This window comes from Neobacillus rhizosphaerae, from assembly GCF_937468385.1.
In the GTDB taxonomy this organism is placed as follows: domain Bacteria; phylum Bacillota; class Bacilli; order Bacillales; family Cytobacillaceae; genus Neobacillus; species Neobacillus rhizosphaerae.
In genome coordinates, this window is the sequence record NZ_CALBWS010000034.1 from 1 (window position 1) to 12,730 (window position 12,730).

Annotated in this window: 10 protein-coding genes; 2 read left to right on the top strand and 8 right to left on the bottom strand. The window is 40.2% G+C overall.

The genetic code is table 11. The annotated features are described in order from the left end of the window. Positions 1 to 565 precede the first annotated feature (565 nt). The 8 genes from M5A78_RS20235 to prfB all read right to left on the bottom strand — a co-directional run bounded on the left by M5A78_RS20235 (position 566) and on the right by prfB (position 9,639). Positions 566 to 1,759, bottom strand: coding sequence for a PDZ domain-containing protein (locus M5A78_RS20235; RefSeq protein WP_248737089.1), 1,194 nt, complete (start codon positions 1,757 to 1,759; stop codon positions 566 to 568). Positions 1,760 to 2,114: 355 nt separating this feature from the next. After that, positions 2,115 to 3,569 (bottom strand): S41 family peptidase, encoded by a 1,455-nt coding sequence (locus tag M5A78_RS20240; protein WP_248737090.1) that lies wholly within the window; start codon positions 3,567 to 3,569, stop codon positions 2,115 to 2,117. A 158-nt stretch (positions 3,570 to 3,727) separates the two neighbouring features. Further along, complete coding sequence (locus M5A78_RS20245) at positions 3,728 to 5,017, bottom strand: murein hydrolase activator EnvC family protein (protein WP_248737091.1); 1,290 nt, start codon at positions 5,015 to 5,017, stop codon at positions 3,728 to 3,730. 143 nt (positions 5,018 to 5,160) lie between these two features. Then, positions 5,161 to 6,054, bottom strand: a complete 894-nt coding sequence (ftsX, locus tag M5A78_RS20250; protein ID WP_248737092.1) for a permease-like cell division protein FtsX — start codon at positions 6,052 to 6,054, stop codon at positions 5,161 to 5,163. Continuing rightward, a complete protein-coding gene (gene ftsE, locus M5A78_RS20255; protein WP_248737093.1) occupies positions 6,044 to 6,730 on the bottom strand; it encodes a cell division ATP-binding protein FtsE in 687 nt (228 codons plus the stop codon). Before ftsE ends, ftsX begins: the two co-directional genes overlap by 11 nt. Before the next feature lie 257 nt (positions 6,731 to 6,987). After that, positions 6,988 to 7,311 (bottom strand): cytochrome c551, encoded by a 324-nt coding sequence (gene cccB, locus M5A78_RS20260; protein WP_406603726.1) that lies wholly within the window; start codon positions 7,309 to 7,311, stop codon positions 6,988 to 6,990. A 49-nt stretch (positions 7,312 to 7,360) separates the two neighbouring features. Next, complete coding sequence (locus M5A78_RS20265; protein ID WP_248737094.1) at positions 7,361 to 8,227, bottom strand: YitT family protein; 867 nt, start codon at positions 8,225 to 8,227, stop codon at positions 7,361 to 7,363. Positions 8,228 to 8,537: 310 nt separating this feature from the next. After that, positions 8,538 to 9,639 (bottom strand): peptide chain release factor 2 gene (gene prfB, locus M5A78_RS20270; RefSeq protein ID WP_248737095.1). Its coding sequence is split into 2 segments (ribosomal slippage): positions 8,538 to 9,566 and positions 9,568 to 9,639, totalling 1,101 coding nucleotides; the frame shifts between segments, so codons are not numbered across the junction. A 328-nt stretch (positions 9,640 to 9,967) separates the two neighbouring features. Between prfB and M5A78_RS20275 the strand changes: the two genes are divergently transcribed. Continuing rightward, on the top strand, positions 9,968 to 11,899 hold the full coding sequence (locus M5A78_RS20275) for an SEC-C metal-binding domain-containing protein (RefSeq protein ID WP_248737096.1): 1,932 nt from the start codon (positions 9,968 to 9,970) through the stop codon (positions 11,897 to 11,899). A gap of 166 nt (positions 11,900 to 12,065) precedes the next feature. Then, positions 12,066 to 12,584, top strand: coding sequence for a hypothetical protein (locus M5A78_RS20280; RefSeq protein WP_248737097.1), 519 nt, complete (start codon positions 12,066 to 12,068; stop codon positions 12,582 to 12,584). Positions 12,585 to 12,730: the final 146 nt, after the last annotated feature.

The following is a 12,730-nucleotide window of genomic DNA, read 5'->3' on the forward strand; positions in this document are numbered from 1 at the left end:
TCTAATGAGGAGCTAAACTAAACGTGGGTCGGAATCATTTTCATTTTAGATGGTGGTGACGAGGAACGAGTCACCATATGAGTTTTCTGTGGAAAAGGGGCGGAGCGCCGCAAAAATGAATTACTTTAACCAGTTAAAGTGAAATACCCATTTCACTAGACGAAAGATGTGAAGTCTAGCTCTGCTCTCACCGCCTTTATTAGGTGACTACGGCTTGTTCTCTAAATTAATTTCCATGGTAGGGTTGGGAGTTGAGGCTCATGATAGTTTTTTATGGTATTCTCTCCTATTAGGCGAAATATTTCTTTTTCAAGAAAGGATGCATTAAGAGAATATGTTTTCATATAGATAGTAAACCAAAACAAGTTCTTATATATAAAAAAGCACTCTAATCTGTAATATAAACTAAATGAAAAAGGCATTGGATATAGAAATACCAATGTCTTTTTTAATTTGTTTAACAAAATATAATTTATTAGATTAAGGTAATTGTGTAAATGTGATTTATGACCACATTTATCACTACAACAACTGATTTTTATGACCTTATTTTGGTGTTTTACAACTACCCGATTTTCTCATCATACTTCCGTTCATCCGGAACAAATAATATCCCTAGCTCGTGGTGATCGCCTTCATAAAGGGCACGTTGAACGAAGCGGATCTCACCATTTGTATCGAGGACATCAAGCTTGCAATGGGCGCGATTTTTTTGTAATGCCTCGTAAAGGGTTTTTTCATCACGGACCAATACTCCATTGGTTTTTGCGATAATTTCACCCACTTGCAGCCCCATTTTACTTGCAGGTGATTCCGGGATAATACCGATAATCATCAAGCCTTGATTTTTTCTTGAAAAATAAAATGGTTTATTTTCGTCCCTTAGAGACGCAATTAATGTTAAAGATTCGCGGCCAATTACAGCAAGCGCAGTTGTTACGATCGAGATGAGCGGATACCAATACCCCACTACTGAGAGAAGTGTGATGAATCCCCCTAGCACCATCACCTGCCGGCCGTGAAGCTGGATCGCATCTTTAGGAAGCATCCCTTTGATTTGCTGATGAAAACCAATTGCAAAAGGTACAAGTATGAGTGAGTACTCTTTTGCTCCCAAATGGAAAACCGGCCACCAATCAAATGGAAGCTGGAGCGCGTCTCCAGGAATAAGCATGAAAAGAGGCAGCATCCAGAGGCGCTTCACTTCGTGGACACCAACACTTTGACCACGCTTGCTTTTTGCGAGTTTAGGAGAGGTTCCTTTGCTTCCATTTTTAACAATTAGGAGTCCTTCAGCAATTAACAAAAGCCCGATAAACACGACAACAGAAGGGTAAACCTTGTCACCAATCGAATGAAATGATTTCGAAAAGAGTGGGATTGACCAATTATTTTCAGCGATTAAAATGATGGTAAAAAAGGCTGCCCCAATCGTATAGGCCGGCGACATCCATCGGACATTTGTCGTCAGTGACCACAATAAGGTAAATCCTGCAATAAGAAGAATGGCAGCGAAAGGAACGGCGATACCTGTTGCAACAACAATAATGGAAAGTATAAGCCCAATAAGAAGTCCAGACGGAAATAACTGCCGGAGTTCGAAATAAGCATCATGCGCTCGAATATGAAAATTTTTCCGCTCACGTTTTACCCTCATAACTCCTAAAATCCCTGAAAGGAAAACAAGATAGTATAAAACAGGATGAAGAAATAACTTGCCTGTCCCTTTAAGAAGCTCCACAAGCCATATTTGTACCATTTCCTGCCACCTGCCTCTATTAAAATTTCTATTAATTTATTATGTAAAATTCCCCTAAAGATTATTTTACCAAATTGCAGTCATAAAACATATTGCTAGTTTTTAGAAAAACACAAAAATATCGTAACAATTTAATTTTGAGGTGAATGAGATGGGACTTTGGTAATTTGTTGTTCTGTGAAGTAAAAGCGCGGATTCCGCCAACTTTTGTTGGAATTCCGCGAAATTATCGCTTAATTTGCCAAACCAACTACTATTTCCGCGGAAATTCCCGATAATTCCGCCAAACAGCATATCAAAAGAGAAATCGAACACATTTAAAGGCAAAAAAACAGAGGCCGAAGCCCCTGCACTTTTATTTCGTAATCAACTTCAACGCCGTTTGCAGCTGAAGATCATTCTTTTCTTTTTTCATTTCCTTAATCGCGGCCGATTCGAGCTTGGAAGCAGTTTTGGCATCAATTTTTCCAGTCGGCTGCAAATTATATTCCTGCTGGAAGCCTTTAACGGCAATCGTGGTTTTGTCGCTAAAATATCCGTCAGACCGGCCAGGTTCAAAGCCCAGACCGGCTAAAATTTCTTGGGCATTCTTGATCTGCTCATTGTTCATGTCTTCGACTAACGGCTTCTCTACTTGAATAGGGTGGGTTGCGAATATTGCTGGCTGTTTGACGGCAACATCCGGTTTAATCCCTTTTTTATGAATCCAATTTCCATCTGGGGTCAGCCATTTAAATAGGGTTAATTTAATATTGCTTCCATCCCCCATTGGGACCGCCTGCTGAACGGTTCCTTTACCAAATGTCGTTTCCCCGACGAGTTGGTATCCTGCTGCCTCTTGCAGTGAGCCAGCTAAAATTTCCGAAGCGGAGGCACTGCCTTTGTTCACCAGGACAAGCACGGGATAATCCTTTTTCTCGGAAATAGTGGAAAAATAACGACTTTTTTTCCCGTTCCGCTGCTCGATTTGAAAATATGGCTTATCCTTCGGGATAAATTCCTTTAAAATCTCTCCGACACTGTCCAGCAGTCCGCCTGGGTTCCCGCGCACATCAATGATTAGCCCTTTTATACGGTCGTTTTCTAGCGCCTTTAAATCCTTTTTAAAATCAGCAGCAGTATCTTGAGAGAAGGAAGTTAATTCAATATAGCCTATTTTTTTGCCATCATGCTTCTTAATGGAAGAATGGACTGTCTCAAGCGGAATTTCATCGCGCTTTACATCAATAGAGAGTGGTTCCTTCAGACCTTTTCGGGCAATCTCTAAAGTTACCAACGTGCCTTTTTTTCCGCGAATTTTTAATGTAGCTTTATTGAGGTCAAGCCCTTCAACACTTTTACCGTCAACCTTCAAAATCTGGTCATTAGGCTTAATGCCTGCTTTCTCAGCAGGAGAATTTTTAAATGGCGACACGATGACAATTTTTCCATCGACCATCCCGACCTCGGCACCAATGCCTTCAAAGGATGATTCCAAGGTTTGGGTGAATTGCTTGGCCGTTTCCTTGTCCATATAAACTGAGTAAGGATCCTTTAACACGGATAGCATTCCTTGAATCGCACCTTCCACTAGTTTATCCTCGTCCACTTTTTCCACATAGCGGCTTAAAATGTAATCATAGGCCTGCTCGACTTTTTCAAGATCTTTTGTATTGGTTTCAGAATTTACTGTAGGATCTTTTGGGGTCAGCGTTTGCTCCTGCTGCATACTTCCTTCTTTTTTCTCTAAAAACTGCATTCCAGCATAGGTGCCCCCTACTCCGAATAAAAGCGAGCCCGTCATCAACAGGGCAATCCATTTTCGATTCATCCAGAATCCTCCTCAAGTTAAAAATGCCTGTCATAACTATTTTAATAGTTAGGCACCGAATTCCTGCCCAATTATTAACTTATATGTGAGGAATGGACGAGTTATGAGTGAATGACAGCAAAAAAAAGAAGAAGCTCTCAGGCTTCTCCTCATTCTAATTAAGGTAGCGGTACAATACCGGCAGGATTGATGGCATTATGCTTATCCTGTGTCCACGGACCATTATGAAGTTCAAAATGTAAATGTTGGCCTTCTGAAGCGCCGGTATTACCCATGACACCAATCTGCTGACCTTTTTTCACCACTGCCCCATCGCCAACCATGCGAGAACTCATATGGGCATAAACAGTTGTAAAAACCTGTCCATTGTAGGAGTGGGAAATAAAGATACAGTTTCCATAACTGCTAGAATAATAGGATTTAATGACGACACCGTCAGCAGCAGCCAAAATCGGTACCTTCGTCCTATTGGCAATGTCTACTCCATAGTGCATACCGTCACTGCGGCCGCCGAAACCGGAACTGCGGTGACCTTGAGCTGGCTGGGTCCAGAAACCACTTGAAACTCCTGGTGTTGCTCCGGAACTGCCGCCACTTCCGCCACTACTTCCACCGTTGGTTGAGTTATTTTTGGCCGCCTCTGCAGCCTCTGCCGCAGCTCTAGCTTGTGCCTCTTGCTCCAGCTTGATGGCCTTTTGAATCGCTGCCTCTTGAGATCCGAGAATTTGTTCCTGCTCTTTTAAATCCATCATACCTTCATGGATTTCATTTTCTTGACTTTTTAGACTTCCTAATAGTTTATCCTTTTCAGCTTTTTGGGCAGACAAACGCTGATTCATACTTTCCAAGTCTGCCAGCATTTTTTTCAAGCTGGCCAAGTCCTTTTCAACTTGAGTTTGTTTCTTCTCAAGCTCGGTTTTATCTGCTTCATGCAGCTTTATAATATCCTGGTCAGCCTCCATAATCGTTGCTACAGCATTCGCGCGGTCAATAAAATCGCTAAAGCTGGTTGACCCCATTAACACATCCAAGTAATTGACCATACCACCCGTTTCCTGATAGCTTCGGGCACGGTCCTTTAACAGCAAATTACGCTTCGCAATTCGCTCCTTGAGGATTTTTGTTTCTTCCTCAAGCTTTGCAATCTGAGTTTTTGTCTCTCCAATTTTAGCTGTTTTATCATCAATTTTTGCCGTCGCATCACCAATCGCAAAATCAAGCCGCTTCATTTCACTTTTCACATCTGCCTGCTGACCTTGAAGATTACTAATTTTATCGTTTGCTTGATTAATATCTGATTTTATATCAGAGCGCTGCTCGTGTACTTTATTTTGTTCATCTTTTAGTTTTGAGATTGATGCGGCCTCTATTTTTGTAGGAATCGCTCCAAAAATAGTCCCCAGACCAACCGTCACTGCCATGGCAAGCGTAATAACTGTTTTCTTCATTTCCAATTACTCCCCTCCATCTATCTCTATGTTTAGGTAAAACGTCGTTTAATCTATGTAAATCGAACTTTATTATATTTAGGTAGCATTATGATTTTATTAAACCAGGAAGGACATGACAGTCAGCCCCTCCTGACAAAAAATTACACCTTTAAGAATTTCCTTACAGACATCACGCTGCCCCATACTCCAATCAAGGCTCCCATTAAAATTAGAATGCCGGAAACCTGATAAACAAATGGGTCAAATGGCAGCACTTTGATAAACGTACCATCAAGCTTTGGACCAATATAATCATAGGCACGGTAGTAGGCAATCGAAATCAGGATAATTGGTAAAATCGCACCAAGAATCCCAAGCCATAAACCTTCCAAAAAGAACGGCCAGCGAATAAAGTTATTTGTCGCTCCTACTAATCTCATAATCTTAATTTCTCTTCGTCTTGCAATTATCGTAATTTTAATCGTATTAGAAATTAAGAAAATCGCTGTAAAGAACAAGCCGATAATGAGGACGACTCCGACGTCGCGGCTCGCCTTAATAAACTTAAATAATTTTTCAACCTTGCCTTGTCCATATCTAACCTTTGATACGTAATTTAGCTTTTCAACTTTTTTAGCAACTACCATCGTATCGGTTGGCTTTTTCGTTTTTACGACAAATACGTCGTTTAGCGGATTATCCTGTTCAAAAAGTTTAAATGCCTTACCATCCTCACCAAGACTATTCACTAAATTATCTAGTTCTTTCTTTTTTGGTGAAAATGTAACACTTTTCACTTCCGGAAATCTTTCAATCTGACTTCTTAATGATTGCTGATCTTGTTTGCTCGCAGCAACATCGATGTGTACGCGAATTTGCACATCATCTTCAATGGTTTGTGCCACTCTGTTAAGATTCATCATAATTACGAAAAAGACACCGACTAAAATAAGTGTAACAGTAACAGCACTAACAGATGCAAACGTCATCCAGCCATTACGCCTAATACTCTTTAAACTTTCTCGAGTGTGACGGCCAATTGTTCTAATTTTCATAACCGTAATCACCTCTTTGTTCATCGCGCGCAATCCTGCCGCCTTCAATAGCGATAACGCGATGCTTCAATGTATTGACAATCTCTCTGTTATGAGTAGCCATAACAATCGTTGTTCCTCTTGTATTAATTTCTTCAAAAATGTTCATGATTTCCCAGGAAGTCTCAGGGTCAAGGTTACCGGTAGGCTCGTCCGCAATCACAACCTTCGGTGAGTTGACTATTGAGCGGGCAATGGACACACGCTGTTGCTCACCGCCGGAAAGCTCCGTTGGAAGCATTTTTATTTTATGCTTTAAGTTAACTAAGTCGAGAACCTCCATAACCCGTTTTCGAATGTACTTAGGCTGTGCTTCAATTACTTCTAGCGCAAAGGCCACGTTTTCATAGACAGTCAAGGTCGGAAGCAGCTTAAAGTCCTGAAAGACGACGCCAAGATTTCTTCTGAAAAGCGGAACCTTTTTCATCTTTAATTTGGCAAGATTCACGCCATTCATTGTGATCGTTCCAGTAGTCGGTACTTCCTCACGATACATCATTTTGATGAATGTCGATTTCCCAGCACCACTCGGACCAACGACATAAACAAATTCTCCCTGGTTAATTTTGACATCTATCCCATTAATGGCAGTCACACCATTCGGGTACTTTTTATATACTTCTTGCATCTCTATCATTCATATCACCTTTATTAAAAGATAGTTCGAATCGTGGATTCGACACAAATCTTTATTTATTTGCAAAATGGACCAAAATAACAAAAAATATGTGCATAATTTCGCATAGTTTTATTATAACATCATAAATCGCTAATAAAAGCGGAAAATATATTACAGTTTCTTTTCAAACAATACAAAAGCTGACAGGATTCTCTATCTTTTGAATAATAAAAAACGTTCTGCGATGTGCAGAACGTTTTTGTTTTTAATTATTTCTACTTTTTAGCTGCAAGCCAGTCAGCAACTTTGTTAGCGTCATCGCCTTGAATAACATTTTTCGGCATTGCACCTTTACCATTTTTAATCGTATTCAAAATTTCATCCTTCGACAGCGTTGATCCAATCTTTGTCAAGTTCGGACCCATGCCACCCTTTAAATCTCCGCCATGACAGCCAGAGCATTTTTGATCGTAAATCTTTGCTGCATCTCCACCGCTTGCCGTATCAGTACCTTTGTCACTAGTACCGCCACCACAGGCAGCAAGACCCATTACAAGGGACGTCCCCAACAACAATGTTAGTAACTTTTTCTTCATCATTACTACCCCCTTCAGAAAATAATACCATCAATGTACTATTATACCAAGACTACGCGCGTTTGAAACCCTCACCTAAAACCTCAGCCGCGTCCATAACGACTACAAATGCAGATGGATCAAGGGTTTCGACCAATTGTTTCAATTTTGTGAACTCCGTTTGATCAACCACGCACATCAGAACTGGCCGCTCATGGTCTGTAAAACCACCATATGCTGATAGTTTTGTCACACCACGGTCAATTTTATTCAATATTCCTTCGCGAACTTCTTCTTGTTTACTGGTAATAATCATCGCCATTTTTGACCGCCCAAACCCCACCTGAACCAAATCAATCGTTTTGCTTGTCACATATAAAGCAATCAGGGCATACAAACCTTTTTCAATGTCAAAGACAATGGCGGCGGTAAGGACGATTAATCCATCGATCATGACGACACATCTGCCAAGTGTAAAGCCTGTATATTTATTGATGATTTGAGCGGCTAGGTCAGTCCCCCCAGTTGATGCTTTTCCCCTAAACACAATCCCAAGTCCAAGCCCAACACCAATTCCACCGAACAAAGCCCCGAGTAAAGCGTCATGCGTCCATGGCTCAAAATTTTTTGTTAAAATAACAACCAATGGCAGAAAAATGGTCCCGGCAAGTGTTTTCGCACCAAATTGTTTTCCTAATAAAATGACGCCAGCGATAAATAATGGAATATTAAACGCCCATTGAACATAGGCAGGCTCCCAGCCAAGTACTGTTTTTAAAATCGTACTAATTCCGCTTACACCACCCGAAGCCACTTGGTTTGGCAATAAAAAAACGTTAAATGCCATGGCAATGATGACTGATCCAATTAGCACAAAAAGGTAATCTATAACGATTCTCATTTTTGGATATGTTTGTGTAAGATTGCTTAAAATATTCATACCGATATTCCTCTCTATAATGCATTCCACAATCATTTTTTCTAGTAACCGAAAGTGAGTATAGCATGGCTTAAATATCGTGTAAACGGCATTAAATTGACGTGATAAAGGATTAAAATTTTCATTAGCATTTGCTAATAAAGTGGTTTTCATAAGAGATTCGAAAAAGGATAATTTTCACTTAGAAGGAAGTGATTTTCCGAAAATTCCAAGAATAGTCCTAAACATCATAAGAAAAGCCTTTGCCGAAATGGTCGACAAAGGCCTTTTAGGTAAATTATTGAACTCGAATGCTTTGGTCAATAACTATTTATGATATTCTCGAACGCAGATAAGCATTAATAAACTGATCTAAATCCCCGTCCATAACAGCCTGAACATTTCCGCTTTCGGTATTCGTCCGATGGTCTTTAACCATTGAATACGGATGAAAAACGTAGGAGCGGATTTGGCTTCCCCAACCAATTTCCTTCTGCTCGCCGCGAATTTCCAAAAGCTCTTGTTCCTGCCGCTCAATTTCCAATTGATAAAGCTTGGCTTTTAGCATTTTCAGCGCAGCCTCGCGGTTTTTAATTTGCGAACGTTCTGCTTGACATGTAACAACCACACCAGTTGGCAGGTGGGTAATCCGAATCGCCGAATCCGTGGTGTTGATATGCTGACCTCCGGCACCAGTCGCGCGGTACGTATCAATTTTTAAATCCTCTGTCCGAACTTCAATTTGGATATCGTCATTCAATTCAGGCATCACTTCACAGGATACGAACGAAGTGTGGCGCCGGCCTGAGGAGTCAAACGGCGAAATCCTTACAAGCCGGTGAACCCCTTTTTCTGCCTTTAGGTAACCGTAGGCATTATGGCCTTTGATGGCAAGCGTTACACTCTTAATTCCCGCTTCATCACCAGGCAGGTAATCCAGCGTCTCTACCTTAAAACCCTTTTTTTCAGCCCAGCGGGTATACATCCGGAGCAGCATCGAGCCCCAGTCCTGTGATTCCGTTCCGCCTGCACCCGGATGAAGCTCCAAAATCGCATTATTTTTATCGTACTCCTCACTCAAGAGAAGCTGCAGTTCAAATTGACTCAAACGGCTGGTTAACTGCTGAAGCTCTGCTTCAAGCTCCACCCGTAATTCTTCATCATTTTCTTCTTTCACCAACTCATAGGTCAATTCCAGATTTTCAAATGAGTCATTTAATTCATTGAACTCATTCACCTGATCCTTTAAGCCATTGGCCTCGCTAATGACCGTTTGTGCTGTTTGCTGATCGTTCCAAAAATCAGGCTGGAGCATAACATCGTCTAGCTCAGCGATTCTTGCTTCCTTGTTCTCAAGGTCAAAGAGACCCCCTAAAGTCCACTAATTTCTTAGCTGTTTTTTCAAGTTCATTCCGAATTTCTGCTAATTCCATTTTCGTCACCTCTATAAAAAATAAAAATTACGTCCTATTTGGTAGGTTATTCTGAAAAGGTCTATTCAGTTCCTTAACCATTATAGCGTGATAACCGCTCAAAATACAAAGTCTGAAGGGAAATAGGCTCAAACTACTCCAAAATGCCACTTATTTAAATAGTATTTTTATATACCAACATGTCAAAAATGGTACTATTAAATAAGGTAGAATACTGAAATGAGCATATTCAATCAACAGTTCGTTACATAATTAATAAGGAGCCCCTTTTAACAAGGCTTTAGGAAGAATAGCTAACAAAATAGAGAAATAGAAGGAGCGGAGTGAGATGGAAAAGATTAACCGAAATGATCTTTGCCCATGCGGGAGTGGGAAAAAATATAAAAAGTGCTGCGGAGTGAGCGAAGCCATTTCCATCACCCAAATTATTGAAAACGAAATTGATGAGTTACAAAAACAAATTCTTCAATTTGCTTACTTTCACTTTGGGAATGAAATCCAAGAGGATTTTGAGGATTTGGAAGAATTCATTGACATCGAACATGAACAGGAACGCGAATTCTATGAACTGATCCATGCAATATGGTTTACCCTTTTTGAAGAATTAGATGACGGAGAAAGGATTATTGAGAAATATATTGTGGCGGAAGCTGGAAAAATAAAACGCCCTAAGCTAAGGCAAATTTTACAATTATGGACGGACGCTAGGGTGATTGCCGGAAAAGTCATCCGCGCTGAAAACAACAAGCTTACCGTTGAGGATGGCTTAACCTCTGAACAAATAGATACCATTGTTGCGAATGTTACTGTCACGATTGAAGAGGGTTCTTTCTTCATCGGAATAATGGTGCCTTACGAGCAAAATTATCTCTTCTTTCCATCACCATTTGATTTGCCTGACTTAAAACCTGAACATGCCTTTTCTTATATCAAAGATAGCAGTCTCGATGCCGACTACGAAACACCGCAAGAATATTTAACTGATTTTTTCATGGAGGTGTTGAGTGAACTGCCAATGGTCGGTGGTTTGCTGGAAATAGAAGAAATGGACTGGCCGGAACCAATTTATAAAGAAGTCGCAGATATTGTCAAGGCGAAGCTGCAATCTGAGTTACCCCCTCCGATTGTAGATACCGGCATTATCCTTTGGTTTAATTTTTGCGAAAAAAAGAAAAAGCGGATTCAAAATCCGAATCTTTATGCCGCCGCCCTCCATTATTTACTGTCTACCATTGTGCCACTGGGAGAAATGGTCACACAAAAGGATTTGGCTCTGGCTTACGGTGTTTCCTCGGGGGGAGTTTCCTCAATCGTATCAGAAATGGAATCGGTATTATCTCAGGAAATTGCTGAGCTGATTGGGTTGTTTTATGTTGTGGATGACGCTTCTTCCATACCGCCATTTGAAAAGGCAGCAGTGATTGAGTTTCCTAATAAACGCGGACCAGTGGAAGTTAAAGCAGTAAAGAAGCAAACTCTTTCGGGACCTAAAGCTGTGAAAAACAATGATAAAAAAGTGAGTCAAAAGATATCGAGACATGATGAAGATCAGGCCCAAAACATAATCTTTGAAACCCTGCAGACACAAGGTCCGAAACGCTATAAACTTGCTCAAGAAGCACTAAGCCTTAATCCCAATTGCGTCGATGCCTATGTCATTCTTGCTGAAAATGAAAGCAGCCTAGAGGACGCCGTTCTACTATATGAAAAAGGAATGCATATCGGGGAGCAAGCACTTGGTAAAGCCTTTTTCGAGGAAAATAAGGGCTATTTCTGGGGCTTGTTCGAAACAAGACCATTCATGCGGGCAAAATTCCAATATGCCGAGTCCCTTTACCTTTTAGGAAAAATCAACGAGGCAACCCAGCAATACGAAGAGCTTCTCGAGTTGAATCCAATGGATAACCAAGGTGTCCGAGACACCTTGGTTGTGGCTTACATCGATCGAGGAGAATATAAAAAAGCACGTAACCTGATGCAGCAGTATGATGAGGAATCAACCCAAGTATCCTACAATAAGCTTTTGCTTGAGCTGCATGAAAACGGATTTACGGCGAAAGCTGCAATGATGTTGAAGGCAGCAAAAAAAGAAAACAAGTATGTACTCCCATATCTAACCGGCAAAAAACGGCTACCAGTCAATCCACCTGATTATTACAGCATGGGTGATGAAAATGAAGCGATTGTTTACGCAGATAGGCATTTGCATTTGTGGAGGAAGATCGAGGGGCTTGGTGAGTGGTTGAAAAGCATCAAATAAGGAAAAGAAGCATATTAAATCGAGAGGAAACCTTCCTCTCGATTTTTTTACTTACAATTGAAATGAACTTATTGTTCCTTAAAGATTCACATGGACTCAGAAAATACCATTAGCTTAGAGATATAATTAAAGTCAGCTACGTTAATGGAAGGGAGTTTTTGTATTCATGAGAAAAATCGCTATCGTTCTTGGTTTGTTTCTTTTAGGAATTGGGATTATCCCCATAAAATATTTTACGACACTATTGGATTCAAAGGATTCAGCCATTATTGTTAATAAACATTATCCTTTTACGGATGATTATCAAGATAAACGAAAATTAGCCAAAGCAGTTGATAATATTTTTATTGCCGAGGTCATTAGGGAAGTTGAGAATGAGCAGTACTCTGGAAATCCTAATACCCAATTTTTAGTGAGAATTACACAAAATATTAAAGGGGCTCTACTTGGTGACATTACGGTCAATCAAGAAGGAGGGTATTTTAAAGAAAAGGGAAAATTATATCTTCTTACATACGAGAAATCTCCTTTACTTAAAAAGGGGGAAATGTATCTATTCGCTGTAACTGCAACAAAAAAAGGATATTTTGAAATGATGCCGAAATATGGCAGTATGCTTTTGGATAATGAGGATGAGAAAATTAAACAAATTGAGGAATTTAGAAAAATATTAGCAGTAAATTAAAGGTTCCTTCAGCAAAATTCTCTGGAAAGAAATAAGGGAATCAAGCAATTGCTTAATTAATAAGATGATAAAAATTGGCCCTCATATTTCCGTTTAATGAAATGCAAATATACAAGGAGCTGTCGTTCCCTCTATAGCAAAGCGTT